We start from the raw sequence: 26,807 nt of genomic DNA, 5'->3' as shown, positions 1-26,807 counted from the left end.
GCCGAGCCGACGGCGGCGAGCGGCAGGGAAGAGATGCTCAGTGCGTCGCGGCCAGTTCGCGCGCCGGCTTTGCGACGGAGCGACGGGTGGCGGCGACGGAGGCGGCCGCGGATTCGTGCGCGGCGGCGGCGGTGTGGCGTTCGCCTTCGACGAGGATTTCGAGCTGGGCCACGGCCTCGTCGAGCAGTTGCGCCTGGGCGTTGAGTTCCTCGGCGGCGGCGGCGGACTCCTCGGCGCTGGCGGCGTTCGACTGGGTGACCTTGTCCATCTCGGTGACGGCGTTCAGCACCTGACCGATGCCTTGGGACTGCTCCTGCGAGGCCTGCGCGATCTCGGCGACGAGGTCGTCGACCTTGCGCGCCTTGCCGACGATCTCATCGAGCGACTTGGCCAAGCGCTCGGAGATGCCGGCGCCGTGCGCGCTCTTGGAGATGGCGTCTTCGATCTTCTCGGCGGTCTCCTTGGCGGCGGTGGCGGAGCGCTGCGCGAGGTTGCGGACCTCCTCGGCGACGACGGCGAAGCCGGCACCGGCCTCGCCCGCGCGCGCGGCTTCGACCGCGGCGTTCAGCGCGAGGATGTTGGTCTGGAAAGCGATCTCGTCGATCGTCTTGATGATCTTGGCGATGTTGTCCGAGGAGACCTTGATCGCGCCCATGGCGTCGGTCATGGCGGTGACGTCGGTGGCGCCGGTCTCGGCGGCGTGGCGCGTGCCGTTGGCGAGCTGCTTGGCTTGGGCGGCGGACTCGGCGTTGCGCTTGGTCATCGAGGAAATCTCCTCGAGCGAGGCGCTGGTCTCTTCGATAGAGGCGGCCTGTTCGCTGGAGCCGGAGGCGAGGTTCTGGGCGGAGCTGCTGACCTGGGTGGCAGCGGTGGCGACTTGGGCGGAACCGCTGGCGAGTTGCGCGGCGATTTCGCGCAGTGCACGGGAGGTCAGGCGGATGATCCACCACGAGATCAATCCGCCCGCGATGATGGCGGTGAAGACGCCGATGGCGATGAGGCGGGTCGAGCTGCGGACGGTGTTGTCGACGGTGACGCTGGCCTCCTGACCGAGGGCGGATTTGCGCAGCATGAGTTCGTCGATGGCGTCGAGATACTCGTCGCGGCGCGGCACGAGTTGCTCATCGAGCAGGCGGCCCATTTGGTCGCCGTTGAGTTCGCGGCTCTTCTTGAGGAGCTCACCGCGGGTGGAGGTGTAGCGGCCGCGGGCGGCGAGAATCTTCTGCAGGGACGCCTTGTCCTCGGGGCTGGTGAGGAGCGTTTCGAGTTTCTGGTAACACTCGGTGATCGCGGCGCTGCCGCGCTTCATCTCGGCTTCGATTTCTGTGAAGCGCTTTTGGTCGCTATTGTCCGTGATGGCGTGCTGGTAGGTGTTGGTGACGTTGGATTGGACGTTGTTCTGGATCTGGCGGAGCAGGTCGATCGTCGGCAAGGCGTCGCGCGTGACGACGGTGGTGACGTCGCGGACTTCGAGCAGACGCAGGTAAGCGAACACGCCGCCACCGGCCGCGGCGACCAGCAGAATGGCGAAGCCGGCTAGAATTCGCTGCGGGATGGTGAGTTTTCTCATGGGAAGAATAAGGAAAGGTGAGGGACCTCTTCCCGTATCGGTTCGGAAAGGGCTTGATTGAAGGCGGCGATCCTCAGGTCGTCGGTCCCGCCAGAGGCGGCGAGCCGGCGATTCCGGCCGGGAAAATTGCCGGAGCCGAACAGGGTCAACACGATGCGCGTCGCGCCCGCGGGGCGACACCCGCCTGATCGGCGCGCATTTTCGTTTTCCGCAGCCGGCGAATCTCGGTCCGCCAAGCGCCGGTTGAGGCCGAACGGCCCGGGGCTAAGCCGGGAATCAGGCCTGCGCCAGCGCGTCCTTGTAATGGCGCCGGCACATCGCGACGTAGCGCTCGTTGCCGCCGATCTCGACCTGCGCGCCTTCCCTCACGGCGCGGCCGTCGGGGCCGACGCGGAGGTTCATCGTGGCTTTGCGGCCGCAGTGGCAGATGGTTTTCAGCTCGCTGAGATTGTCGGCCAGCGCGAGCAGCGCGGCGCTGCCGGGAAACAGTTGCCCCTGGAAATCCGTGCGCAGGCCGTAGCAGAGCACGGGAATGCCGAGCCGATCGGAAACGTCGGTGAGCTGTTCGACCTGCGGGCGCGTCAGGAATTGCGCCTCGTCGATCAGCACGCAGGCAACGGGTTGCGCGGCGTGCGCGCCCTTGACGTGGGTGAAGATGTTTTCATCCGGCTGCAGCGCCATCGCGTCGGCGGAAAGGCCGATGCGCGACTGGATGCGGCCCGCGCCCGCGCGCGTGTCGATCGCGGGGATAAAGAGCAGCGTGTGCATGCCGCGCTCGCGGTAGTTGTAGCTCGACTGGAGCAGGACGGTGGATTTGCCGGCGTTCATCGCCGAATAGTAGAAATAGACCTTCGACATGCGCGGCGATCCAACGCGCGACGCCGCCCGCGCGCAATTGCGTAAAGCGGCGCTCCGCGCAGCGCCACGTTTCCCTCCAGTCGTCCCGAGCCAATTTGCCGTATTACGGCAAATTGGCTCGGAGGATGCCAGGCGCGCGATTTTGCGTATTACGCAAAAATGGAGTTCGTCGGCTGGCGCCGCCGGGGCAGCGGCAGGGCGCGCGGGAAAGTTCTGGCCGGGGCGCATCGGTCGCGGCAAGTTGACCCGGACATGAACCGGACCGATCGCCTCGTCGCCATGGTGCTCTACCTGCAAGGGCGGCGCGTCGTGCGCGCGTGCGAACTGGCGGAGCATTTCGAGGTCACGGAGCGAACGGTTTACCGCGACATCTCCGCGTTGAGCGAGGCGGGCGTGCCGATCGCTGGTGAGGCGGGCGTCGGCTACACGCTGATGAAGGGCTACCACTTGCCGCCGGTGATGTTCACGGGGGAGGAGGCCTCGTCGCTTTTCGTCGGCGGCGAGCTCGTGAAACAGTTCACCGATCCCTCGTTGCATGTGCCGATGACGACGGCGCTCGACAAACTGCGGGCCGTGTTGCCGCGCGAGTCGCAGGACCACGTGGACAAACTCGTGCGCGGCACGCTGGTGGTGGGACGCGGCTTCGGGCCGAACCAGGATCCGGCGACGCAGCCGATGCTGCTGCCCGTGCAACAGGGCGTCGTGCAACGGCGCGTGCTGCGCATGACGTATCGCGGCAACGCTCGCGACGAGACGCAACGGGACGTCGAGCCGCTCGGCGTCGTGTTCTACGGCGGCTCGTGGTATCTCGTGGCGTGGTGCCGGTTGCGGACGGACCTCCGGCATTTCCGCATCGATCGCATCAAGCGCCTCGAGTTGCGGAGCGACCGTTTCGAGCCGCGGCCGGACTTCAATCTTGCGGAACACATGCGCACCTACGGCGGGGCGACGGCGGACATGATTCCCGCGCGGGTGTGGTTCGCGAAGTTCGCGCAGGAGAAGGCGCGCCGCGAGAGCTACGCGACGCTCGTGGAGGAAAAGCAGCGCGATGGTGGTGCGGAATTTTCGATGTTCACGGTCTCGCTCGAATGGATGGCGCGCTGGCTGTTGTCGTTCGGCACGAGTGCGGAGGCGCTGGAGCCGCCGCAGTTGCGCGAGCTGGTGCGCGCCGAGGCGGAGCGCATCGTGCAGCGGCACCGTTGATCCCGCCGGACGGGGACTCGTCCGGTAGGAGCGCAGGTCGACGTTCCTGACATAGGGTTGTCAGTGGGTCTTGGTAGAGTGAGGCATGATTCCTCGCCACGTCCTCCGTTCGTCCCCCTTGCTCAGCCTCCTTGCCGCCGGTGCGTTTCTCGCCGTCGTGCCCGCCGTCTCCGCGTCGGTCGACGAAGATGCGGCCGCCGTCGCGGCGCTCGACACGGCATTTCAACTCGCGGTGAAGAACAACGACGCCGACACGATCGCTCACATGCTTGCCGACGACATGGTGCTGATCACCGGTCGCGGTCGCGTCTTCACCCGCGAAGACCACATCGTGGCGGCGCGGACCAAGGAACGCGTCTACGAAAAGCAGGACGAGGAGCCGGGCACCCAGAAGGTGCGCGTCTGGGGCAACACCGCCGTGGTGACCGCGCTGTTGTGGTGCAAGGGCACGGCGAAGGGCCAAGCTTTCGATTTCAAAGTCTGGTTCAGCGACACCTACGTGCGGACTCCGGCCGGGTGGAAATACGTCTTCGGCCAGGCGTCGCTGCCGTTGCCGCCGGAGCCGAAGCCCAGCGCCTGACCTCCACTCCCATGCTCAAAGGACTTCGCAGCATTGGCTATCCCGTCGCGGATCTCGCCGCGGCGAAAAACTGGTATTCCGCTGTCACCGGACTGACGCCGTATTTCGACCAGCCGTTCTACGTGGGTTTCAACGTGGGCGGTTTTGAACTCGGCCTTCTTCCGGCCGAGGGGAAAGCCGCGGTTCCCGGTGAGCCGCACACCCTGTGGGGCGTCGACGATATCGCCGCGAGCTACGCCGCGCTGCTGGAGCGCGGAGCCACGCCGCACTATCCGCCGACCGATGTCGGTGGCGGCATCGTGTGCGCGGTCGTGCGCGATCCGTTCGGCAACCTCCTCGGATTGATCCACAATCCTCATTTCGATCCCGCCGCGGTCCGATAGCGGCAGGATCAAACCGCAACCCTCCCTCCCCATGCTCAAAGTCACTGGAATCGCCTTCACGATCTTCAACATCAAGGACCCTGCGCGCTCGCGCGAGTTCTACGGCCGGACGCTCGGCCTCTCCCTTTGCTCGGAAATGGAATTCGCTCCGGGCATGTGGTGGATCGAATACGACACCGGCGAAAGCGCGCTCGCGTTGACGACGTATCCGATGCCGGGCTTGAGCGGCGGGCCGAGCCCCGGCGTGGCGCTGGAGATCACGAACTTCGACGAAGCGCTGGCAAACCTGCGCGCGGCGGGCGTGCCGCTCGTGTGGGGCCCGAACGATTTTCCGCCGTGCCGCAGCTTCGCGATCCAGGATCCCGACGGGAACGCGATCTATCTCCATCAACGCAAGACCAACTCCTGAAGCGCATGCTCCAAGTCACCGCCATCGCCTTCACCGGTTATCCGGTCACCGACATCCCGCGCGCCCGCGCATTCTACGAGCAGGTGCTCGGGTTGCGATCTACCGCCGTCTTCGAGCACGAGGGCAGGCACTGGATCGAATACGATATCGGTGCCGGCACGCTCGCGATCAGCAACATGGCCTCGGAGAAATGGAAGCCGTCGCCGGATGGGCCCTCCGTGGCGCTCGAGGTGGCGGAGTTCGATGCGGCGGTCGCGGCACTGCGTGCTGCCAAGGTCAAATTCGTCGTTGATCCGATGGATAGCGGGGTTTGTCGCATGGCGATTGTCAGCGATCCCGATGGCAATTCGCTGTGCGTCCATCACCGCCACGTCCCATGAACCGACATCATTCTCCTGCCAATGCGGCGCTCGTCGCGCCGCTGCACGTGACGGTCGCCGCCGGTCGCGATCAAGTGTTCGGGTTCCTCGCCGACGTGGAAAACCTGCCGCGCTGGGCCAAGGGATTTTGCGAGCGGCTGGAGATTTCACGTCGCGGCTGGCGGGCGTTCACCGCGTGTGGTGATCTGTTCCTCGAGCTGGAGTCCGACGCGCACACCGGGGTGGTTGATATCCGGGTGGGCGATGAGGCTGAGCCGCTGGCGGCGATTCCGCTGCGGATTTGGGCCCGGCCGGATGGCGCGACGCTCGTGAGCTGCCACCTCGTGCAGGCGCCGGGACAGGACGTCGTCACCTTCGAGCGTCAGCGCGATGCGCTGGCGTCCGGGCTGGCCGGGTTGGCTGAGCGTTGGCCGGATGCGGCGCGACGCCTGTGCGCGTGAGCGTTACTTGAGTTCGGCGAGGAGCCCGCGCAGATCCAGCGGACGCGTGACCATCGCGAGTTCGCCTGCGGGCGTGCGCGGCCATTCGGCTTCCGGCCGATCGCGATAGAGTTCCACGCCGTTCTGGTCGGGGTCACGCAGGTAGAGCGCCTCGCTGACCCCATGATCGGAAGCGCCGTCGAGCGGCCAGTCCGCCTCGGCAAGCCGACGCAACGCGTCCGCCAGCGCGCGGCGGGTGGGGTAGAGGATGGCGGTGTGATAGAGGCCGGTGGAGCCGGGTGGCGGCGGCGATCCGCCGAGGCTTTCCCAGGTATTGAGACCGAGGTGGTGATGGTAGCCGCCCGCCGAGATGAAGGCTGCCTGCGCGCCGTAGCGCTGCATCAATTGGAAACCGAGCACGCCGCAGTAGAACTCGAGGGCGCGTTCCAGATTTGCGACCTTCAGGTGCACGTGGCCGATGCGGACGCCGGCGTCGATGGCGGGAGCGGATTTCATCAGATCCAAAAAAGGCCGGAGCGCGGAGAAGGCAAAATAATTGTGTGCGCAACTAAGCTGCTTGCGCCCGGCCCGGATTGCGTCACGGTGTGGGCGCGTCGTCCCTTTCCATGCAAAAAATCCTCCACCTCGAATTCATTCCCCGCAGCGCGGACCTCGCGCTGCTCGTGCTCCGGCTGTGGCTCGGTCTCTCGATGGCGTTTCTCCACGGCTGGGGGAAGGTCGCGGCGCTGGCGGCAGGAAAGAACATGTTCGACCGCTCAATGCTGGGCTTGGGCGCGTGGCCGGAGTTCGTGCTCGTGACCTTCGCGGAGTTCGTTTGCGCGTTGCTGGTGGCGATCGGCCTGTGGACGCGGCTGGCAAGCTTCTTCATGGTGGTGACGATGGCGGTGGCCTTCTTCATGGCTCACGGCATGACGCTGCGCGGACCGATGAGCGGCGAAGTCGCCTATCTCTACCTCGCGGGCTATCTCGCGTTGCTGATCGCAGGCGCGGGCAAGTTCAGCTTCGACAAGAAATAACCCTGGCGTCGCTCAGGAGCGCCAGCGTTCCGCCAAGGCGGCGGAGGTCCGTGCGAAGACTTCCTCCGGCGAGCCGGTGGCGCTGATGCGCACGAGCTGGCCGAGTTCGTAGTAGAAGTCGAAGAGCGGCGCCGTCGCCTGAAGGTAGGCTTGCTGGCGGACGTGCACCGCTTCAGGGCGATCATCCTCGCGCAATATGAGCGGCGTGCCGCACACGTCGCACACGCCTTCGGATTTGGGCGGGCGCAGCTCGGCATGGTAGACCGCCTTGCAGACGGGGCAGGTGCGGCGGCCGCCGATGCGCGTGACGAGTTCGGGCTCGCTGAGTTCGTAGCTGACGACGGCGTCGACGGTGACGCGTTCCCCGTCGAGCAGCACCTGTAGCGCGGCGGCTTGCGGCACGGTGCGCGGGAAGCCGTCGAGGATGAACCCGCCGCGGCAGCGGAGGCAGGTCATGCGTTCGCGCGCGAGTTGCAGCACGGTTTCGTCGGACACCAGTTCGCCGCGGCTCATGCGCTCCACTGCGGTGCGCATGGCGGGTGTGAGTTGGTCGTGATGCGCGGTGCGGGCGAGGCGGAAGATGTCGCCCGTCGAGAGGTGGCACGCACCGAGTGCCGCCGAGAGGAGTGAGGCTTGGGTTCCCTTGCCAACGCCGGGCGCGCCAAGAAGCAAAAGGCGTCGCGGTGGCACCACGTGCGGAGGGGTGGTCTGACACGCATGCTGTGGCCCGTGTAACCAAGCCGAGCGATCGTGCTGGAGGTTCATGAAAGGCGAGCAGTGAGGCCGGACGAATTATGCGCCTGAGCCGCTGCGCTCGCTGGGCTCAGATTGCGCAAAGCTGGGCGCGGGTTGCAGGGGGCCCAAAGAAAGAGCCGGCGGTGCTCGCAAGCAGCCGCCGGCTCCCGGGTGTAACTAGAGCAAATCTTCAGCGCATCTTCGCGAACGTGCCCTCGAGGAGCTGGAGCGCGGAGGCGCCCTTGGTCTTTTCGCGGGTGCGGGCGATGAGGTCGCGCTCGAGCTTGTTCTTCGTCGGGCGATTGACCTCGTAGAACACGCCGAAGTAGCCGGGCGCGTCGGCGAGGGCGAGTTTCATGGCGGAGAACTCGTCCGTCGGGTCGTGACGCGCGGCGTCCTCGGGCGTGCCGTCGTTCTTCTTGAGGTCGATGAGCTGCCACTTGCCGCCCTTGCGCGGGTTGGCGGCGTCGAAGGCGCCTTCGTTGAACTCGACGCACTCGGAGAGGATCTCGACCACGGAGAAGCCGTCGTGCTGCGCGGCGCGGAGCATCATCTCGGTCATGTGGTTGACCTGCGTGGCGTGCGAGCGAGCGACGAAGGTGGCGCCGGCGGTGAGAAGCGTCTTCATCGGATTGACCGGTTGCTCCATCGCGCCCCACGGATCGGTCTTCGATTTGAAGCCGATGGGCGAGGTGGGCGAGGTCTGCTTCTTGGTCAGGCCGTAGACGGAGTTATCCATGATGACGTAGGTCATCTTGGTGTTCTTGCGCGCGGCGTGGAACAGGTGGTTGCCGCCGATGGAGAAACCGTCGCCGTCACCGCCGAAGGCGAAGACGTGGAGGTCGTCGCGGCCGAGGGAGATCGCGGCGGCGAAGGGCAGCGAGCGGCCGTGGATGAAGTGGCCGCCGTGGCTGTTGACGAAGTAGGGGAAGCGCGACGAGCAGCCGATGCCGGCGAACGTCACGATGCTTTCCTGCGGGTAGTTGAGCTTCTCGAGGACGCGGTAGAACGAGGCCAGCACGGCGAAATCGCCGCAGCCCGGGCACCACGTGGGGTGATCGGAGACGAGGCCTTTTTTCGCGAGCGGGGCGCGGCCGGGGCCGCCGGCAGCGGGGACTTCGACGAGGGGAGCGGAAACGGGAGCGGAACTCATGGCGTGGGGTGGGTTCAGGCTGAGAGATGTTTTTGGACGCCCGCGACGATCTCGCGGACCTTGAACGTGAGACCGTCGGTCTTGGTGACCGAGACGATGGCTGGGTTGGCGTAGGCGGCGCGCAGGAGCGAGGCGAGCTGGCCGTAGCCGTAGAGACCCTCGTCGTTGAGTTCGCACACGACGACTTTCTTGTAGCGGGCAAAAATCTCGCCGAGGCCGGGCGCGAAGGGCGCGAGGTGGCGCAGGTGGAGCTGGCCGATCTTCGGGGCGTTGTCCGATTTGCGGAGTTGGTTCACCGCCTCGCGGATCGGGCCGTAGGTGGAGCACCAGCCGACGACAAGGACGTCGCCGGATTGGTCGCCGTAGATCTCGTGCGCGGGGAGCGATTTCGCGACGGCTTTGATCTTCTCGCGGCGGCGCGCGTTCATCTTGGCGTGCACGGCGGGGCTGCCGGAGGGATGGCCGGCTTCGTCGTGCTCGAGGCCGGTGACGGTCGGGTATTTGCCCGAGAGCATGCGCGTGCCGGGCGGCACGTGCTTCGGCCAGGTGTCGAGCGGGTAGGGCTTGTAGTCGACCGGTGCGGGCGTGAGGTCGAGGGTGTGCTCCTTGACGAGGTTCTTCAGGTCGGGCTCCTCGAAGGCTTCGATGCGGGTCGCGAGCGCCTGGTCGGTGAGGATGATGACCGGCGTGGAGAATTCCTTGGCGATGCGCGCGGCTTCGATGGCGATGTAGAAGCAGTCCTCGACGTCCTTCGGCGCGAGCACGACGCGCGGCGTGTCGCCGTGCGAACCGTAGAGCGCCTGCATGAGATCGGATTGCTCGATGCTGGTGGGCAAGCCCGTGGACGGGCCGCCGCGCTGGACGTTGATGCAGATGAGCGGGATTTCCGCCATGCTGCCCCAGCCGAGGGCTTCCATCTTCAGTGAGAGGCCGGGGCCGGAGCTGCCGGTGACGGAGAGATGGCCGGAGTAGGCGAAGCCGAGCGCGTGCGAGACGGCGGCGATTTCGTCCTCAGCCTGCACGAAGAGACCGCCGTATTTCGGCAGCTCCGTGCGGAGCATTTCCATGATCGAGGACCACGGCGTGATGGGATACGCGGCGCCGTAGCGGACGCCGGCGGTGAGGAGGCCGTAGACCATCGCGGTGTTGCCGTCCATCGTGACGGCGGGGCGCGAGGCCGTGGTGCCGGCCGAGGTGGCGCGGGCGAAGCGATAGAGGTGGCCGAGGAGGTTCTCCACCGGGTGCGCGTAGCCGGCGTCGAAAGCCATCATGGCGTTGCGCACGGCTTCGTCGCCGCGGCCGCCGAGGCGCTCCTTGATCAGCGTGCTGAGCTTCGGCACGTCGAGGTCGAAGATGCGCGCGATCAGGCCGAGCACGAAAATGTTTTTGCCCTTATCCTTGCCGGTGCCGCCGACGGCTTCGACGGTCGCGGAGGTGATCGGGATGCCGACGTTGGTGAAGCGGCGGTCGTCGGGGTTCGGTTTGACGTGGTCGGTGTCGTAGATGAGCACGCCGCCCGGGCGGAGCGCGCCGATGTGCGACTCGTAGCTGTGTTGGTAGAACGCGACGAGGAAGTCGGCTTGGTCGCCCGACGACAGGATGTCGCCGGTGCCCATGCGGACCTGGAAGATCGACGGGCCGCCGGAGATGGTGGCGGGGATCGTCATGTAGGTCATGACGTCCTGGTCGCTGCGGCCCGCGAGGCGGGCGAGGAAACCGCCGACGGACTGGATGCCGTCCTGCGAGTTGCCGGCGAGTCGGATGACGACGTCGGGAATGGTGGTCTTTTCGGCGGACGAAGCGGCAGCGCTTCCGGGTTGTCCGCCCGGCGTGGACGAGTTGGGGCTTACCATAGGTAGATGGGGGAAAGGATGCCCCGCAGGGCGCGCCGCGTCATCCCAAGACTTGGCCATATCTGTGCATTATTTGGCGGGATTATGCTCCGGTTTTTGGCGTTCGGGAACACGCCTGCTACTGGTCGCGCGCGATTTGGCGGGGTCACAACTTTTAGTGATGGAGCCGCCGGGCCGGGGACCGTCGCCGATCGGCGAAAACCGCCTTGTCGCGCCGCGGCCTTTGTCCCATGGGAAAGGCGGGCCGCTTGTCTGCATGAAAATCCCCTGTTGGCTGGGCTTTGCACTGGTTGGAATCGCGGGACTGGCTGCCGAATACCCGCAGGGAAGCACGCTTCAGTTGCTCGATCCGCAGTTGACGCTGCCCGAAAACGTGGAACGGCTCAAACGCGCCGGCGTGCCTTCGGCCGAGACCAGCCTCGTGCTCGCGCATACGCTGCATTGGTGGGACGCCGGCGCCCCGGAGGTCACGAATCTCCCTCCGGCGAAGGCGGAGGCGGTGAAATCGCTCGAGCTGAACCGCCAAAGCGCCCGCCGGGCTTGGTGGCGCGACCGGATCGTCGGTCGCATTTCACGCGCGGAAGCCGATGCGCTCCGCGCCCAGGCCGATGCCGATTTTGCGGCGCAACTGGGCGCGGTGCTCACCGCAGACGAGAAAGCCGAGTATCTCTTCCGCGCCGCGCCCGGCATGGCCAAGGTGCGCGAGCGCGCGTCGGGCCTGGGCGTGCCGGACGAGAAACTGCTTTGGCTGGCGGAGGCGGAGCGACTGTGGATCGACTGCAATGCGCGCGCGCGGGCAGCGGCGGACCAGCGCGTGCCGGTGGCGGTCGACTTCGATGCCGCGCGCCTGGCGCGGGTCCGCACGGCCTTGATGGTGCTCGAGCCGTCCACGGCTGCGGTCTACGTGCGTCGCGCAGATGGGGATTTCGATTATTGGTGCAATGTGCTCGGCGAAGACGCCGCGTTGCCCCCGGAGAAGCTGCTGCGCGTCTACGTCGCCTTTTGCGATCTGCGGCGCACCAAGCACGAGCTGCTCATGGATCGCAGCATCACGAAGACGCAGGAAAATCAGGCGATCGCCCAATTGCGCGCGACGGCCCGCGAGAGAGCGCGCGAGCAGCTGGGCGGCGACGGGTTCGAGCGCTTCGCCGCGCACGAATTGGGCGGGTGGCTGCGCGAACCCGCGCCGCGCCCGTGATCGTCACTCCGTCCGCAGTGCGTCGACGGGATTCACGCGGGTGGCGCGGCGGGCGGGGAACCAGCAGGCGAGCAGCCCCACCAAGCCGAGCGCGAGCACACCGGTAGCGATGACGACCGGATCGAGCGCCGTGATCCCTACGAGGAACGTGCTGAGCAGCTGGCTGGTGGCGAACGTCAGGGCGAGCCCCGCAGCGAGTCCGACTCCGATCGCGGCGCCGCCGTAACCGAGAATCCAGCGCAGGATTGTCGCCGTGTCGGCGCCCAGCGCCATGCGCACGCCGATCTCCTGCGTGCGCTGCGTCACCGTGTAGCTCATGACGCCGAAAATCCCGAGGGCTGCGAGCAGCACCGCGGTGGCGGCGAACGCACTCGTCAGGAACAGCGTGATGCGCCGTGGTGCGTTCTGGCGGTTGATCTGCGCCTCGAGCGTCGAGGGATTGTCGAGGGCGAGTCCCGCGTCGACCTTGTGCGTCGCCTGCGTGATGAGCCGCGACAGCGTGGCCGCGTCGCCGGTGAAATGCACGACGGCCGTGACGCGTGCGCGCGGTTGTTGCGCGAAGGGGAAATACGCCAGCGGCTGCGCCGTGCTCTCGAAGCCACGCGGGCGCACGTCGGCGACCACGCCGACGATGGCGGCGGTCGGCGCCGGCTGGCCGCGTCGCGTGCCGGGGGCGAGCGACGGCACGGTGATTTGCGCGCCGAGCGTGAGGCCTTGCGGGTAGTATTGCTTCACGAAGGCCTCGTTCACGACCGCGACGGGCGGGGCTTCCGCGCCGTCCTGATCGGTGAAGACGCGGCCTTGTTTCAGCGCGATGCCGGTGGCGGAGAAAAACTCGGGCGACGCCGCGGCCACGGCCATCTGTTGCGGCGCGGAATTGACGGAGGCGTTGGTGTTGCCCGTGGAGCCTTGCGCCGAGGCCGTGAGCACCATCTGCGCGTAAGGCGAGAGGGGCGGGAGGTCGGTGACGGCGGCGGTCTTCACGCCCGGCAGGGCGCGGATGTTCTCCAGCCAGCGCTGGGTGAAATCGCGTTGCTGAGCCGGCGTGCCGTAGCGGCGCGGCAGGGAAAGGTTGGCAGTCATCACGTCGCCGGTGCGGAAGCCGAGGTCGGTCGAGTAGAGTTTGTAGATGCTGCGGACCAGCAGGCCGGTGTTGATCGCGAGCACGAGCGCGAGCGCGATCTCGAAGGCGACGAGCGCCTGACGCCAACGCGAGCCGCCGCGCGAGGCCTGCGTGCCGCCCTCCTTGAGTGTCTCAAGCAGGTCCACACGCATGCCCTGCCACGCCGGCGCCAGGCCGAACGCGACGCCGGCGAGCGCCGCGAGTCCGAGCGCGAAGCCGAGCACGGTGACGTTGACGCCCACGGGATTCACGCGCGGCAGGTAGTCTACGAGCCACACCTGCAACACCCGCGTGCTCCACCACGCGAGCACGAGACCGGCGGCGCCGCCGAGCAGCGCGAGCAGGAGATTCTCGGCGAGCAACTCGCCGGCGAGGCGCGTGGGCGAGGCGCCGAGGGCGGCGCGCACCGCGATGTCGCGGCGGCGGGCGGCGGCGCGGGCGAGCTGGAGATTGGCGATGTTGGCGCAGGCGATGAGCAGCACGAAACCCACGGCGCACAGCAGCAGCCAGAGCGTCGCCCGCGACTGGCGGGCGAGTTGTTCCTGCAAGGTGACGAGCTGGGCCTTGGAGTCGGCGAAGGGCAGTTGGAGGCGCGGCGGCCCACCGGCCGGCGCACTTCCGGGACCGCTGGCGATGCGGCGCTCCACTGCCGGGCCGGGAGCGGCTGGCGAAACGGCAGGCTCCGCGCGGCGCTCGCTCGTGGGAGCGGCGGCCGGCTCGGCGACGACGCGGGTTACGACCGGGGCGGATTCGCTCGACGGGGCGGCCTGACGTTGCGCGAGTGCGGAGGCGATGGCGGCCTTGACGCGCGGATCGTTGGGGTCCGCGCCCGGCGGCAACTGGAGGCTCACGCCGCGCGGCAGTCCGTCGGCGTTCGGCGCGGCGGGCTCGGCGTTGCTGGTTGGCGGAGCGACCACGGTGCGGGTGGCAGCGACGTTGCCGTTCGCGGGAGCGTCCGGTGGCGGATTCGCCGCGCGACGGCCGCCGTCGGCGGGGCCGTTGTCGATGAAGCCGGTGCTGAGGTTGCCCCAGAATCGTGCGGAGAGTTCGTCGAGTTCGCGGCGGGCGGTGTCCTGCGTCGTGCCGGGCAGCAGGCGGCCGAAGACGCGGACCATCTGGATGCGGAGCTGGCCGGGAGCGTTGGGGGCGAGTTGGAGCGGCCGCCAGAATTGCACGGGATCGGTGAATTCGAAACCCGGCGGCAGCACGCCGATGATGGTGTGGGGTTGGTCGTCGATCGTGACGACTTCGCCGAGGGCGCTATCGGCGCCGTTGAAGCGCGACTGCCACGCGCTGTAGCTCAGCACGGCGGTCATCGGCGCGCCGGGCTTGAGTTCGTCGGCGCCGAAGAGCCGGCCGCGCCACGCGCTCACCCCGAGCAAAGGGAAAAACTCGCCGGTCACCGCCGCGGTCGGCACGCGCACGGCGCCGTCGCCGCGCAGGAGGGTCGAGGCGTTGTTGCGGTAGGCGGCGAGCGCACGGAAGGTCTTCGGCACGGCCTCGATCCATCCGAGGAATTCGTTGTCGGGCATCATGTCGCCGCCGCCGGGGAGGTTGGCGGCGGGATCGCGCGGCGGCTTGCGCACCATCACGAGTTCGCCGGGCTGCGGGTAGGGCAGAGGCTTGAGGAGGACGGCGTGGACGACGGAGAAGATGGCGGTGTTGGCGCCGATGCCCAGGGCAAGGAGGCCGATGACGAGCGCGCTGAACAGGGGCTGGGCGCGCAAGGCGCGGAGGGCGGTCTTGAGGAGATCCATGATGCGGCGGGGTGCGGTTCGACGAAACTCAGCCCAAGCGCCGCCGATCGCGCCGTTTGTCTAGCGCGGAACAAATTGCCGGCCCGGCGTGGATTTAGGCCGTCCGGTTTGCGGCGCGCGACGCCCGCCGGATGCGGCGAATCTCCGCTGCCGGGATGCCGAGCGACTCGAGGAAATCGCGATGCGCTTCCGGCGATTGGCGCTCGAACGCGACGTGCCACTGGCGCATCTCGGCGTCGTCCATGCCGGCCGCGCGGAGGAGCGCGACCCAGCGCTCCTTGTTCATGATGCGCGTGCGGCGTGCGCGGCGGGTCGGGCCCAACAGGTCGATCACGACCTGTTGCTGGCGACGCAGCGCGGCGATCTCGCGGTTCAACGCGGTGAGGCGCTCGTGCAGGGCGGCGTGGACGGCGGATTTCGGCTCCTGCGTTGCATCGAGCACGGTCGCGATCTTCTCCAGCGGCAGCCCCGCCGCGCGGTAACGGCAGATGGCGGCAAGGCGCGCGCGGTCGGTCGCATTGTAGAGACGGTAGCCCGACGCGGTGCGGTAGTCCGGCCGCAGCAGGCCGATGCGGTCGTAGTAAAGCAGCGTGCTGCGCGTGAGGCCGAATTCCGCGGCGAGTTGGCGGATGGTGGTCATGGGAAGAGGCGAGCCCGCCGCCAGCATGCGGGCGGCGGGCTCGCCAGGGAAGACTCAGTTCGCCGCGCGGGAATGCTCGCGGATGCGGGCGATCTCCGCGGGCGGGAGGCCGAGCCATGCGAGGAATTTCTCGTGGGCGGCCGGTTGCTGGCGCTCGAACTCCTGATGGAGTCGGGCACGCCGCGTGGCGTCGATGCCGGCAGCTTCGAGCACGGCGACGAACTGGTCTTTGGTGAGCGGGTCTTTCATGGTGTTTCTCGGTTGAGGTTGGCGTGGCGCGGGAGGCGTCACGGCGCCGAGGGTGCACTGTGCAGCGATGGTCACCTCCAGAAAAACCCGTCCTTGAACTGCGCCCGGCCGTGGCGCAACGTGGCCGGCTTCACGCATGCCAGCGCTCCTCAATCTCCTCGACGTCAGCCTCGCTTTTGGCGGTCCCGCCATCCTCGACCACATCAACTTCCAGATCGAGGCCGGCGAGCGCGTGTGCTTGGTCGGCCGCAACGGCGCGGGCAAGTCGACGCTGATGAAGGTCATCATGGGCGAGATGAAGCCGGACACGGGCGACGTGTTTCGCCCGCAGGGCTCGCTCTACGCGCGCCTGACGCAGGAAGTGCCCACGGACGTGGCCGGCAACGTCCACGACATCGTCGCGAGCGGCCTGCGGCCCAACGACGATCATCACGAGGAGGACTGGCAGCGCGACGTGCGCGTGGAGGATTTGATCAATCACGTCGGCGTCCCGCCGACGCAGGAATTTTCCGCGTTGTCGGGCGGCCTGAAGCGTCGCGTGCTGCTGGCGCGCGCGCTGGCCGGACAGCCGGATTTGCTGCTGCTCGACGAGCCGACGAACCATCTCGATCTCGAGTCGATCCTCTGGCTGGAAGAGCTGCTGCTCGAGACGAAGCCCACGCTGTTCTTCGTGACGCACGACCGGGCGTTCCTCCGAAAGATCGCCACGCGCATCGTCGAACTCGATCGCGGCCGGCTCGCCGGCTGGGCGTGCGACTACGACACCTATCTCGTCCGCAAGCAGCAGGTGCTCGAGGAGGAGGAGAAACAGCGCGCAGCCTTCGACAAGAAGCTCGCGCAGGAGGAGGAATGGATTCGCCGCGGCGTGAAGGCGCAGCGTTCGCGCGCCACCGCGCGCATCAACGCGCTCAAGCAAATGCGCGCCGAGGCCCGTGCGCGCCGCGAGCGCGTCGGCTCCGCGACGCTCAAACTCGCCGAGGCCGAGCGCAGCGGCCAGAAGGTCGTCGAGGCTGAGAACGTCACTTACACTTGGGCGGGCGGGAAGACCGTGCTCCGCGATTTTTCCATCACGATCAATCGCGGCGAAAAGATCGGCATCCTCGGACCGAACGGCGCGGGCAAGACCACGTTGATCAAGCTCCTGCTCGGGCAGCTCCAGCCGACGAGCGGCGTGATCAAGCACGGCACGAATCTCGAGGTCGTCTACTTCGACCAGCTCCGCGCGCAGATCGACGACAACAAGACCGTCGCCGACAACATCGCGAACGGCAACCCGACCGTCACGATCGAGGGCCGCACGCGCAACGTCATCAGTTATCTGCAGGACTTCCTCTTCGAGCCGACGCGCGCTCGCACGCCTGCCCGCGTGCTTTCGGGCGGCGAACGCAACCGCCTGCTGCTCGCGAAGCTCTTCACGCAGCCGGCGAACGTGCTCGTGCTCGACGAACCGACGAACGACCTCGACGCCGAGACGCTCGACCTGCTGGAGGACTTGCTCGTCGAGTTCGCGGGCACGTTGCTGCTCGTGTCGCACGATCGCGCGTTCCTCGACGAAGTCGTGACGAGCACGCTCGTGTTCGAGGGTGAGGGCAAGGTCGGCGACTACGTCGGCGGTTACAGCGACTGGCAGGCGGAGTTGAAGAAGCAGGCGACGCGGAAATCTGTAGCCGGGGTCGGTGACCCCGGACAGAGGCAGGTCAAGGAGTCGGGGTCAGCGACCCCGGCTACAGCCAGCCCAGCCAAGAAGCTCTCCAACAAGGAGCGTGCCGAACTCGACGCGTTGCCGGCGCGCATCGAGGCGCTCGAAAAGGAGCAGGCCGATCTCACGGCCAAGCTCGGCGACGCGAATTTCTACAAGACCGGCGGCGCGAAGTTTGCCGAGGTGAAGGCGCGGCTCGAGACCGTCGAGCGCGAGCACGCCGCGGCATTCGCCCGCTGGGAAGAACTCGAGGCGCGCAAGGGCGGCTGACGCGCCGGGGCCGCGCCGCGGTCGAACTTGCGCGCGGCGGCGCGGCGTGGAAGCTCGCGCGATGAATCTACGCGACGTGCCGGTGTTGGTGACAGGTGGAAGCGGATTTGTCGGCGGCTCGATCGCCGCCTGGCTGGCGGCGCAAGGCGCGAAGGTGACGGCGATCGTGCGCAAAGCCGGTCCGCACCGCGGCCTCGAGGCGGTGAACGTCACGCAGGTCGAGGGCGAGTTCACCGACGCCGCGACGGCGGCGTGCGTGTGTGCGGGGCAGACGTTCGTCGTGCATGCGGCGGCTACGGTCGGCAAGGATTTGTCGGACGCTCTCGCGGTGAACGCTGGCGGCACCGCGACGCTGGCGGGGGCGGCGCGCGCGGCGGGTTGCCGGCAGTTCCTGCACATTTCGACGCTCTCGGTTTACGATTTTCAGGCGGAGCGCGACGAGTTCGATGAGGAGGCGCCGTTGCGCGAACTCGGACGCACCTACGCGCACTCGCCGGCGGCGTCGCCGCATTACGGGCTGGGGAAGGCGGAGGCCGAGCGGGCGTTGCGCGCGGAAATGGAGCGCGGATTGCCGGCGACGATCCTGCGGCTCGGCGCGGTGCTCGGCGTGCATCCGACTTCGGTGTGGGTGATGAAAGTGCCGGTGAAGGTGCGTGCGGGACAGGTGCCGATGCGCGGCGATGGCTCCGACCTGATGCCGATGACACATGTAGCGAACGTCGTGCGGGCGGCCGCACTCGCGCTCGGCAATCCCGTGGCGCTCGGCCGCGCCTACAACGTCGTCGACGAGGAGGTGGCGTGGCGCGATTTCATCGGCGAGATGCGCGCGTGGTTCCCCGATGCGTTGCCGGCGCCGGTGATTCCGTTCGAAAAGGTGACGCGTGCGGATCGGTTCATCGCGCACTGTCCGGCGGAGCGCATTCGGCGCGAGCTCGGCTACACGCCCGTGCGCAGCTACGCCGAGGGCATGGCGGAGGCGCGGGCGTGGTGGATGGCGCAGCGCACAGTCTGAAAAGACGACGCGCGGGCGAGCTCGGCCCGTGAGGAGGAGGCGCTTCGCGCGGTCAACCGTGCGGCGCGGCTCACTCGGTCTTCATCTGGATGTCTGCAACGACGACGTGCGACGCGCAGCTGAAACGGAAGACGTGGCGCGCGGTGCCCCGCAGGGCCGCGACGCTGAGATTGTTGCCGCGGACGATCGTGGGGAGCGTCAGCTTGCAGGGGAATCCGACGTCGGCGATGGCGTTCTTGAAGCCGCCGACGGTCATGTTCGTAAACTCGCCGATGGCGTCCTTGAGGACGTCGGGGCCGTGAAATTCCACTTCGGCGCGACTCATGCCGAGGATCGTGCTGACGGCGAAGAGCGCGAAGTCGTCGCTCATGCAGAGGTAGGTGACGCCGTTGGCGTCGCCGCCGAAGCCGACATTGCCGATGAGTTGGAACTTGATCGGGTCGGTCTCGTAGGTGGTCGCGGCGATGCGGTCGACCAGGCGCGCGTCATGGCGCAGCAACGTGCGGCAGACGTTCTGCATGGCGTTCGCGATCGAATCTTGGATGAGGGCGTCGGTGATTTGCTGCGCAGCGGCCATGCGAAAGACTTGGGGGAAAACGATTCCTAGGTGGAATCGGCGCGTGGGGCGGCTCGCTTGAGGGGAATCGGCTCCGGGGAGAAACAAAAAGCCCCGGCGCGATGGCCGGGGCGGTGAGGGGACGGTGCGGAGATCGTTATTCGGATTTTTCCGGTTGGGCGGCGGGCACCGGGAGATTGAATTCCTGGAGGAGCGCCGTGACCTTGCCCTCGATGTCGGCCTCGGGATCGAGCGGGTTAAGCCCGGCGTGGCGGACGACGCCCTTCGGGTCGATGATGGCGACGTAGGGGATGCCGCGGATCGCGTAGTCGGGGTTGAAGACGTTGGCTTCGCTGAAGGCGACGTCCCAAGTCATTTCCTTGAGCTTCATGAACTGGGGCATGAGGTCGTATTCCTTCTGCGGATCGCCCCGCGTGTTGATCGGCTTGGGCTCGATGCCATTGACGCGGCCTTGGAGGCTGGTGACGCCGAGGAACTTCACGGGCGAATCCTTGAAGTGCGCGACTTCCGCGCGAACCTTCGGGAAGGAGCGGATGCACGGACCGCACCACGTCGCCCAGAAGTCGAGGACGACGACCTGACCCTTGAGGTCGGAGAGTTTCTTGAGGTCGCCCTTCGACGACCACGTGAAATTGATCTCGGGCGCGGGTTGGCCGACGAGGGCGGAGATCTTTGCTTCTTCGGCGGCCTCTTCGGCGGCGGCCTGCTTTTTGCCCTCGTCGGACAGCGCGAAGAGCATGCGGTCGGCGGCGGCCGCGGCCTGCGTGCCAGGGAAATCGGACTTCAGGCTGGCGAAGAGTTTCTTGGCGGTTTCCTCGTCGCCGAAGACCTGGGCGAAGAGCGAGGCCTTCATCATCACGATGTTCGCGCTGGCGTCGTCCTTGGCCGGGTATTTGGCGAGGAGCGCGTCGAACTCGGCGATCTCGGCCTTGAGCGCTTCGGGTGTGCGCTGGCCGGCGCGGAGTTTTTCGCCGATCTTGCCGACCAGGGCTTGGAGATCGGCTTGGACGGACGAGGCAGGTGCTACGGCAGGTGCGGCGGCGGGCGCCGCGTCTTGCGCATGGATCGAGGAGAGGAAGAATCCACCGAGCGCGAGCGCGGCGAGGAATGGGCGTAGTTTCATGGGGAAACCCGGAGGGAATCCATGCCCGGCGTTTCGCGCAAAAAGAAAAGCGCTGTCCCGTGACGGCGCACTAATCGACGGACACATCGCTCAAGCGCGGCGGCGTGTGACGCGCCAGCCGACGAACGCGAGGCCGAGCACGAGGCAGGCGCAGGTGGATGGCTCGGGCACGCCCTGCGCGGTCCACGCGACGGAGTTGACGAACAGGCGTGCGTAGTCGGCATTGGCCAATTCGTTCGGACCCGCGGTGGTCGAAAACTGCATGACGCGGCCGGAGCCGTTGGCCCAGCCGACGACGCCGGCGCCACCCGCGCCACCGAGGGTGGTGTAGAAGACGGTCGCGCCGGCTTTGGCGGTGAGCTTCGATTCCACGCCGCTGTAGTTGTCGGTGGAGAACACGAAGTGGTTGCCGAGGCCGGCGTTCAGCGCGCTGTCGGCGGTCGCCTGCACGTAGAAGAGCCCGGAGATGTTTCTGTATTGGCTGGCTGAGGTGGCCGGGAGGATGGGGGAGAGCGTGGCGAAGTCGCCTTGGCTGACTTTCCAGTCGGTCCATTCGCTGGTGACGAGGCCGCCGCCGTTTTGGACGAAGGAGACGAGGGCGGCTTGGGACGCGAGCGGCATGTCGCCGGTGTTCCAGTTGTGGTTCGGCAGCAACAGGACGACGTTGATGCCGATGAGTTCCGCGGGCGCGAGCGAGGTGTAGGCGTTGCCGACGGTCACGGAGTAGCCGGCGCCTTGGAGGACGTTGCGCGTCTGGAGATCGAGCGCCGAATCTCCCGTGGAGAGCAGCAGCACCGTCTGCGCGAAGGCGAGAGGCGGCAGCACGAGAAGACCCGCGAGAAGGAATGCGGCGCGGTGAAGAAGGATGTCGAGTTGGCGAAAGCGGAGCATGGGAGGAAGGCGCGAACGCTCAGCGCAGGCACGAGCGTCACCCCTTTTCTCAACGAGAAAACGCCGCGCGCAGGGCCAGCTCCCGGAGGGCAGATGGCTGACTGTTGTTGGCAAACTGTCGCGCACGACTCGGTCGTGGCCGGCCGCGCAGCGAGCAGCCTTCGCCGAGGCTGCGGTCGGAAGGAGCGCGAAAAGAAAAGCCCCGGCGGTGAGGCCGGGGCTCGAGAGTGAGAGGGCGGTTGAGGGCAACCGCCCCTACCGAAGGCTTACTTCTTCGCGGCCTTGAGGTCCGCGATCGCGGCCTGGGCGGCGGCGAGGCGGGCGACGGGCACGCGATAGGGCGAGCACGAGACGTAGGTGAGGCCGATCTTGTGGCAGAACTTCACCGAGTCCGGATCGCCACCGTGTTCGCCGCAGATGCCGAGCTTGATGCCGGGGCGGGTCTTGGAGCCCTTCTCGATCGCGATCTTCATGAGCTGGCCCGTGCCGTTCTGGTCGACGGACGCGAACGGGTTCTTCTTGAAGATTTCGGCTTCCTGGTAGGCGCCGAGGAACGAGCCGGAGTCGTCGCGCGACATGCCGAGGCAGGTCTGCGTGAGGTCGTTGGTGCCGAAGCTGAAGAACTCGGCGGTCTGCGCGATCTCGTCGGCGGTGAGGGCGCCGCGGGGGACTTCGATCATGGTGCCGACGGAGTAGTCGACCTTCGTCTTCTGCTCGGCGAACACCTTGGCGGCGACCTCGTGGACGATCGCGACCTGCAGATCGAGCTCCTTCTTGAAGCCGACCAGCGGGATCATGATCTCGGGCTTGGTCTTGATGCCTTCCTTCTTGGCCTGCACGGCGGCCTCGATGACGGCACGGGCCTGCATGGCGGTGATCTCGGGATACTTGATGCCGAGGCGGCAGCCGCGGAAGCCGAGCATCGGGTTGAACTCGTGGAGTTCGTGCACGCGGTGCTCGATCTTCTCGACCGCGATGCCGAGCTTCTTCGCGAGGTCGGCCTGCTGCTCCTTCGAGTTCGGGAGGAACTCGTGCAGCGGCGGGTCGAGGAAGCGGATGGTGGCGGGGAAGCCCTTCAGCGCTTTGAAGATGCCGTAGAAGTCGCCGCGCTGATACGGGAGCAGCTTGGCGAGGGCGGCCTCGCGGCCTTCGACGGTGTCGGCGAGGATCATCTCGCGCATGGCGTCGATGCGGTCGCCTTCGAAGAACATGTGCTCGGTGCGGGTGAGGCCGATGCCGACCGCGCCGAACGCGACGGCGATGCGCGCCTGCTCGGGCGTATCGGCGTTGGTGCGGACGGACAGCTTGGTGGCCTGCGCGCACCACTTCATGAGCTGGGTGTAGTTCTTGAACTTCTCCGTGGCCATCGCGGCGGCGTCACCGTTGACGAGGCCGGCGATGATTTCCGACGGGGCGGTCTTGATCTGGCCGGCGTAAACCGTGCCGGAGGTGCCGTCGATGGAGAGGTAATCGCCTTCGGCGAACGTCTGGCCGGCGATCGTGGCGGTCTTGGCGTCGTAGTTGATGTTGACGGCGGAAGCGCCGCAAACGCAGACCTTGCCCATCTGGCGGGCGACGAGCGCGGCGTGCGAGGAGACGCCACCGCGGGCGGTGAGGATGCCTTCGGCGGCGATCATGCCGCGGAGGTCTTCCGGCGAGGTCTCGACGCGGACGAGGAGGACCTTGTCGCCCTTCTCGGCGGCGACGACAGCGCGGTCGGCGTTGAAGTAGATCTTGCCGGTGGCGGCGCCGGGGCCGGCCGGGAGACCGGTGGCGATGACGGCGGCCTTCTTGACCTCGGCGAGGTCGAAGATCGGGGCGAGGAGCTGCTCGAGCTGGTCGGCCGGGTTGCGGAGCACCGCGGTCTGCCAGTCGATGAGCTTTTCCTTCACCATGTCGGCGGCGAACTTCAGCGCGGCGGCGGCGGTGCGCTTGCCGTTGCGCGTCTGGAGCATGAACAGCTTGCCGTCCTGGATGGTGAACTCGACGTCCTGCACGTCCTTGAAGTGCGCCTCGAGGGTCTTGCGGACCTTGAGGAGCTCGGCGTAGGCCTGCGGGAGGTGGTTCTTGAGCTGGGCAACGGGCTCGGGCGTGCGGACGCCGGCGACGACGTCTTCACCCTGCGCGTTGATCAGGAACTCGCCGTAGAATTCGTTGGTGCCGTTGGCCGGGTTGCGGGTGAACGCGACGCCGGAGCCGGAGTTTTCGCCGGTGTTGCCGAACACCATGGCCTGCACGTTGACGGCGGTGCCCCACTCGGTGGGGATGTTGTATTTGCGGCGATAGACGATCGCGCGGTCGTTCATCCAGGAGCCGAACACGGCACCGGCGGCGCCGCGGAGCTGGTCCCAGGCGCTGTTCGGGAAGGACTTGCCCGTGCGCTCGAGGACGAGGGCCTTGAAGCGCTTGACGAGCTCGGCCTGATCTTCGGCGGTGAGCTCGGAGTCGACGATGTCCTTGTGGTATTTCTCGTGCTTGAAGTTGTGGATGACCGTCTCGAACGGCTCGTGGTCTTCGTCGGGGCGCTTCTGCACGCCGAGCACGACGTCGCCATACATCTGGATGAAGCGGCGGTAGCAGTCCCAGGCGAAGCGGGCGTTGTTGGTCGCCTTCTCGAGCGCGATGACCGTCTGGTCGTTGAGGCCGAGGTTGAGGATCGTGTCCATCATGCCCGGCATCGAGTCGCGGGCGCCGGAGCGGACGGCGACGAGGAGCGGCATGCCTTCGGTGGCGCCGAACTTCGTGCCCATGATCTTCTCCATGTTGGCGACGCCGGCTTCCATCTGGGCCTGGAGCGAGGCCGGATAGGTCTTCTTGTTCGCGTAGTAGTAAGTGCAGACCTCGGTGGTGATCGTGAATCCCGGAGGAACCGGCAGGCCGATGCGCGTCATCTCGGCGAGATTGGCGCCCTTGCCGCCGAGGAGGGCCTTCATGGAGCCATCACCGTCGGCTTTGCCGGCACCCCAAGTATACACATACTTCGGGCCCTTCGCGGATTTCGGAGCCGCTTTTTTGGCGGCGGGTTTCTTGGCAGGAGCCGTTTTCTTAACGGCCTTCTTGGCGGGAGTTTTCTTGGCCATGTGAGTTGAAATTTAGGGTGATAACAGACGGCTGAACAGAGGGAGCTATCGCAGTCATAAGCGCGAAATGTGTCAACGGCGCACGCTTGCCAAATACGTGTCATTTCTTGCGCGGACACCGGAGGAGCGCCCCGTCCGGCCGATACGGTAAAACTCCCGGGACGCAGGTCGGGTCGGGGCCGTTCGCAGCCATGTCCCGCCGAAGTCCCGCGCGTGCGCTGCTTTCGGCAAGGCCCACCGCGAAGCCGGGATTGCGCCGCAGCGGAAAACCCCCTCTGTTGAACCGGCTTGAGCGATACGCCGCCCAATTCTCCCTACGATGACGAAGGCCAGCTGACGGCCGGCGCGGAGCCTGCGCCGAGCCCGCGCGAGAAGCCGATGGGATTTCTCGATCACTTGGAGGAGTTGCGCGTCACCTTGATCAAGTGCGCCGTCGTTTTTGCGATCTTCGTCACCGTAATCGCCTACCGGCTCGACGACGCGTCGACCCTGCTCAACTGGCCGCTGGAGCAGATCAAGGCGGAGTTCCCGCGGATGAAGACCGACCTCGTGACGAACAGCCCGATGGGCGTGTTCACGGTCATCATCGATATCTGCCTCATCGGCGGCATCGTGATGTCGCTGCCGTTCTGGATCTACTTTCTTGGTCGTTTCATTTCGCCGGCGCTGAACGACAAGGAGCTGCGCGTGATCGTGCCGACGGGACTTTCGGCGTTCGCGCTCTTTCTCGGCGGTGCGTCGTTTGGGTATTATTTTCTCACGCCGAACACCATCCGCGTGGCCTTCGAGCTGAACGAAATGCTCGGCTACACCGTGATGTGGACGGCGGACAAATACTACTCGCTGCTCATGTGGATGGTGCTGGGCATGGGCGCGGCGTTCGAGTTCCCGCTGCTCGTCGTGCTCGCCGTCTACATGGGGCTCATCGAGGTCGCGACGCTGCGCAAATACCGGCGTCACGCGATCGTGGTGATCTTCATCCTCGCGGCCGTCATCACGCCGACGCCCGATCCGTTCAATCAGGCGCTCTTCGCGCTGCCGCTGATCGTGCTCTACGAGATCGCCATCCTCGTGGCCTCACGCATCACCTCGCGGCGGAAGATTCGCGGGTAACCGACCGATCGCCTGTGGGCGCCGTCGTCCCGGCGGCGCCAATCGAGGAGGGTATCGCGGCTGATGCCGTGCTTCTGTCGCCGCCCGGGACCGCGGCGAATATCCGATTCGTCTGCGTGAATCGCGGCGACGCTATTTCTTCGCTGCCGTCGCCTTCGCCATCACGCTCGGATTCTTCTCGAGGTGACGCGTGAGCGCTTCGATTGCCGCGAAGGTTTCGGGCGAGATGTGATGCTCCATGCCCTCGACGTCGTCGTAGATCACTTGCTCGTCAGCGACGCCGATCGCGCGGAGAAACTCGGTCAGCAGCTGGTGGCGATGGGCGATGCGGCGCGCGACTTCGAGGCCCGTGCTGGTCAGGACCATGCCGCGGTATTTCTCGTATTTGACGAAGCCTTCGCCATCGAGCTTCTGCACCATGGCGGTGACGCTGGCCTGCGAGATCTTCAGTTCTGCGGCGATGTCGACCACGCGCGCGTAACCCTTGCGCGAGATTAGTTGCTCGATTTTTTCGAGGTAATCCTCCGCGGCGACGGAAGTGCGGGGGCGGGAAGCGGAGGTGGCCACAGGCGGCGGGCCGGAACGGTCGGCGTTACTTGCGACTGGCGCGTTGGAAGGCGAACACCGTCTTGAGCATCTGCAACGCCAGCCAGAACACGCCGCTCATGCACGCGGCGGCCATCGTCGACCAGAAGCGGATCATCGTCGGGTCGTTCGACGGCACGTGCGATTGCAGCACGTAGTAGAAGAAGGTGAAAAACGCGGCGACGAGCACGAGGTCGACCACGAGTGCGACGAGCGAAAAACCTTTTTTCTCCGGCGAGGACATCCGGGAAATCGAAGGAGCGGGCGCGGCTTTGTCGAATAGAATCTTCGGCAGCCGCAGGGGGATGTCGATTTCCACCACGTCGCTGTCGGCGGAGAAATGCAGCCGGGCGCCGTTCTGGATGAACGTGTTCAGCATCGCCTTGTTTTCGCGCCGCACCTGGGCGAACAGCCGCGGCAGGCCGCGCCGGCGACCGAGGATGCGGAGATATTTCAACAGCGTCGACGCCATGCCGAGCCGTCGCTGGCTGTCGTGCACGAGGAAGGCGCATTCGGCCGAGGAATTGTCCGGTGCGTGCACGAGCCGCCCCATCGCCCATAGGCGTCCTTCGCGGCCGTCGGGTCCCTGCTCAAAAATTCCCAGCGGCGCCTCGCGTGCCGGGTCCACGCTCACCAGACGCGCGGCACGCTCCGCCGTCATGTCGTGGATCAGATAGCCGTAGCGCGCGCGGATCGTCTCGCTCGAGAGGGTGGCGAACATCTCGACGACGCGCGCGGCATCCGCGGCGCCGAGCATGCGCAGCCGGTAGTCGCGTCCGTCGCGCAGGCGCACGAGGCGCGGCGGCAGGGTCGCAACGAGAGCGGAAGTCGCGGGAGCGTTCACGGGGGGCGGATATTCTCTAGCGCGCGCCGGGCGCTGGGAAAAGACATTTGGCGCGCCGACCTGCAC

At 66.8% G+C, this 26,807-nt stretch carries 26 protein-coding genes; 11 read left to right on the top strand and 15 right to left on the bottom strand.

The window, feature by feature from the left end; translation table 11 throughout:
* Positions 1 to 37: 37 nt before the first annotated feature.
* Positions 38 to 1,141 carry a hypothetical protein gene (locus HZA32_06320; GenBank protein MBI5423685.1) on the bottom strand — a complete coding sequence of 368 codons (1,104 nt, stop codon included), beginning with the start codon at positions 1,139 to 1,141 and terminating at the stop codon, positions 38 to 40.
* Between the two features lie 705 nt (positions 1,142 to 1,846).
* Complete coding sequence (locus tag HZA32_06315) at positions 1,847 to 2,428, bottom strand: thymidine kinase (GenBank protein MBI5423684.1); 582 nt, start codon at positions 2,426 to 2,428, stop codon at positions 1,847 to 1,849.
* A 252-nt stretch (positions 2,429 to 2,680) separates the two neighbouring features.
* Between HZA32_06315 and HZA32_06310 the strand changes: the two genes are divergently transcribed.
* The 6 genes from HZA32_06310 to HZA32_06285 all read left to right on the top strand — a co-directional run bounded on the left by HZA32_06310 (position 2,681) and on the right by HZA32_06285 (position 5,823).
* On the top strand, positions 2,681 to 3,631 hold the full coding sequence (locus HZA32_06310) for a YafY family transcriptional regulator (GenBank protein MBI5423683.1): 951 nt from the start codon (positions 2,681 to 2,683) through the stop codon (positions 3,629 to 3,631).
* 85 nt (positions 3,632 to 3,716) lie between these two features.
* The gene (locus tag HZA32_06305; protein MBI5423682.1) at positions 3,717 to 4,211 is read left to right on the top strand and encodes a nuclear transport factor 2 family protein; all 495 of its coding nucleotides are present in this window, start codon (positions 3,717 to 3,719) and stop codon (positions 4,209 to 4,211) included.
* 11 nt (positions 4,212 to 4,222) lie between these two features.
* Positions 4,223 to 4,594, top strand: coding sequence for a VOC family protein (locus HZA32_06300; protein ID MBI5423681.1), 372 nt, complete (start codon positions 4,223 to 4,225; stop codon positions 4,592 to 4,594).
* A 31-nt stretch (positions 4,595 to 4,625) separates the two neighbouring features.
* A complete protein-coding gene (locus HZA32_06295; GenBank protein ID MBI5423680.1) occupies positions 4,626 to 5,003 on the top strand; it encodes a VOC family protein in 378 nt (125 codons plus the stop codon).
* A 5-nt stretch (positions 5,004 to 5,008) separates the two neighbouring features.
* Entirely contained in the window at positions 5,009 to 5,383 is a 375-nt protein-coding gene (locus HZA32_06290) for a VOC family protein (protein ID MBI5423679.1), read from the top strand.
* Positions 5,380 to 5,823, top strand: a complete 444-nt coding sequence (locus HZA32_06285; GenBank protein MBI5423678.1) for a hypothetical protein — start codon at positions 5,380 to 5,382, stop codon at positions 5,821 to 5,823. The genes HZA32_06290 and HZA32_06285 overlap by 4 nt, the downstream gene beginning before the upstream one ends.
* 3 nt (positions 5,824 to 5,826) lie before the next feature.
* Here HZA32_06285 and HZA32_06280 read toward each other — a convergent pair whose 3' ends face one another.
* On the bottom strand, positions 5,827 to 6,318 hold the full coding sequence (locus tag HZA32_06280) for a VOC family protein (protein ID MBI5423677.1): 492 nt from the start codon (positions 6,316 to 6,318) through the stop codon (positions 5,827 to 5,829).
* A gap of 110 nt (positions 6,319 to 6,428) precedes the next feature.
* Between HZA32_06280 and HZA32_06275 the strand changes: the two genes are divergently transcribed.
* Positions 6,429 to 6,839, top strand: a complete 411-nt coding sequence (locus HZA32_06275; protein MBI5423676.1) for a DoxX family protein — start codon at positions 6,429 to 6,431, stop codon at positions 6,837 to 6,839.
* Between the two features lie 12 nt (positions 6,840 to 6,851).
* On the opposite strand, the gene HZA32_06270 is transcribed toward HZA32_06275, so the two are convergent.
* The 3 genes from HZA32_06270 to HZA32_06260 all read right to left on the bottom strand — a co-directional run bounded on the left by HZA32_06270 (position 6,852) and on the right by HZA32_06260 (position 10,580).
* Positions 6,852 to 7,529 (bottom strand): nucleoside monophosphate kinase, encoded by a 678-nt coding sequence (locus HZA32_06270; protein ID MBI5423675.1) that lies wholly within the window; start codon positions 7,527 to 7,529, stop codon positions 6,852 to 6,854.
* A 235-nt stretch (positions 7,530 to 7,764) separates the two neighbouring features.
* On the bottom strand, positions 7,765 to 8,727 hold the full coding sequence (locus HZA32_06265) for a pyruvate ferredoxin oxidoreductase (GenBank protein ID MBI5423674.1): 963 nt from the start codon (positions 8,725 to 8,727) through the stop codon (positions 7,765 to 7,767).
* Between the two features lie 14 nt (positions 8,728 to 8,741).
* A complete protein-coding gene (locus HZA32_06260; GenBank protein ID MBI5423673.1) occupies positions 8,742 to 10,580 on the bottom strand; it encodes a 2-oxoacid:acceptor oxidoreductase subunit alpha in 1,839 nt (612 codons plus the stop codon).
* Here HZA32_06260 and HZA32_06255 point away from each other — a divergent pair.
* Positions 10,558 to 11,778: a hypothetical protein gene (locus HZA32_06255; GenBank protein MBI5423672.1), complete on the top strand. Its 1,221-nt coding sequence runs from the start codon at positions 10,558 to 10,560 to the stop codon at positions 11,776 to 11,778. The genes HZA32_06260 and HZA32_06255 overlap by 23 nt on opposite strands.
* Before the next feature lie 3 nt (positions 11,779 to 11,781).
* On the opposite strand, the gene HZA32_06250 is transcribed toward HZA32_06255, so the two are convergent.
* The 3 genes from HZA32_06250 to HZA32_06240 form a co-directional block, all read right to left on the bottom strand.
* A complete protein-coding gene (locus HZA32_06250) occupies positions 11,782 to 14,658 on the bottom strand; it encodes an ABC transporter permease (GenBank protein ID MBI5423671.1) in 2,877 nt (958 codons plus the stop codon).
* A gap of 94 nt (positions 14,659 to 14,752) precedes the next feature.
* Positions 14,753 to 15,298 carry a MerR family transcriptional regulator gene (locus HZA32_06245; GenBank protein MBI5423670.1) on the bottom strand — a complete coding sequence of 182 codons (546 nt, stop codon included), beginning with the start codon at positions 15,296 to 15,298 and terminating at the stop codon, positions 14,753 to 14,755.
* Positions 15,299 to 15,352: 54 nt separating this feature from the next.
* Positions 15,353 to 15,547 carry a hypothetical protein gene (locus HZA32_06240; protein ID MBI5423669.1) on the bottom strand — a complete coding sequence of 65 codons (195 nt, stop codon included), beginning with the start codon at positions 15,545 to 15,547 and terminating at the stop codon, positions 15,353 to 15,355.
* Positions 15,548 to 15,683: 136 nt separating this feature from the next.
* Between HZA32_06240 and HZA32_06235 the strand changes: the two genes are divergently transcribed.
* Positions 15,684 to 17,516 carry an ATP-binding cassette domain-containing protein gene (locus HZA32_06235; GenBank protein MBI5423668.1) on the top strand — a complete coding sequence of 611 codons (1,833 nt, stop codon included), beginning with the start codon at positions 15,684 to 15,686 and terminating at the stop codon, positions 17,514 to 17,516.
* A 61-nt stretch (positions 17,517 to 17,577) separates the two neighbouring features.
* Entirely contained in the window at positions 17,578 to 18,528 is a 951-nt protein-coding gene (locus tag HZA32_06230; GenBank protein ID MBI5423667.1) for an NAD(P)-dependent oxidoreductase, read from the top strand.
* Positions 18,529 to 18,598: 70 nt separating this feature from the next.
* On the opposite strand, the gene HZA32_06225 is transcribed toward HZA32_06230, so the two are convergent.
* The 4 genes from HZA32_06225 to HZA32_06210 all read right to left on the bottom strand — a co-directional run bounded on the left by HZA32_06225 (position 18,599) and on the right by HZA32_06210 (position 24,199).
* The gene (locus HZA32_06225) at positions 18,599 to 19,105 is read right to left on the bottom strand and encodes a chemotaxis protein CheX (protein ID MBI5423666.1); all 507 of its coding nucleotides are present in this window, start codon (positions 19,103 to 19,105) and stop codon (positions 18,599 to 18,601) included.
* A gap of 136 nt (positions 19,106 to 19,241) precedes the next feature.
* Entirely contained in the window at positions 19,242 to 20,228 is a 987-nt protein-coding gene (locus HZA32_06220) for a redoxin family protein (GenBank protein ID MBI5423665.1), read from the bottom strand.
* Positions 20,229 to 20,318: 90 nt separating this feature from the next.
* Positions 20,319 to 21,119 carry a hypothetical protein gene (locus tag HZA32_06215; GenBank protein ID MBI5423664.1) on the bottom strand — a complete coding sequence of 267 codons (801 nt, stop codon included), beginning with the start codon at positions 21,117 to 21,119 and terminating at the stop codon, positions 20,319 to 20,321.
* A gap of 266 nt (positions 21,120 to 21,385) precedes the next feature.
* Positions 21,386 to 24,199 (bottom strand): pyruvate, phosphate dikinase, encoded by a 2,814-nt coding sequence (locus HZA32_06210; GenBank protein ID MBI5423663.1) that lies wholly within the window; start codon positions 24,197 to 24,199, stop codon positions 21,386 to 21,388.
* 288 nt (positions 24,200 to 24,487) lie between these two features.
* Between HZA32_06210 and tatC the strand changes: the two genes are divergently transcribed.
* Positions 24,488 to 25,312, top strand: coding sequence for a twin-arginine translocase subunit TatC (gene tatC / locus HZA32_06205; protein ID MBI5423662.1), 825 nt, complete (start codon positions 24,488 to 24,490; stop codon positions 25,310 to 25,312).
* A gap of 132 nt (positions 25,313 to 25,444) precedes the next feature.
* On the opposite strand, the gene mntR is transcribed toward tatC, so the two are convergent.
* Complete coding sequence (mntR, locus tag HZA32_06200; GenBank protein ID MBI5423661.1) at positions 25,445 to 25,879, bottom strand: transcriptional regulator MntR; 435 nt, start codon at positions 25,877 to 25,879, stop codon at positions 25,445 to 25,447.
* A gap of 25 nt (positions 25,880 to 25,904) precedes the next feature.
* Positions 25,905 to 26,741: a GNAT family N-acetyltransferase gene (locus HZA32_06195; GenBank protein MBI5423660.1), complete on the bottom strand. Its 837-nt coding sequence runs from the start codon at positions 26,739 to 26,741 to the stop codon at positions 25,905 to 25,907.
* Between the last annotated feature and the right edge of the window lie 66 nt (positions 26,742 to 26,807).

The sequence above is a fragment of the Opitutia bacterium genome, from assembly GCA_016217545.1.
Lineage (GTDB): Bacteria > Verrucomicrobiota > Verrucomicrobiia > Opitutales > Opitutaceae > Didemnitutus.
Note: the sequence above shows the minus strand (reverse complement) of the source record. Positions and strands in the feature narration are given on the sequence as shown.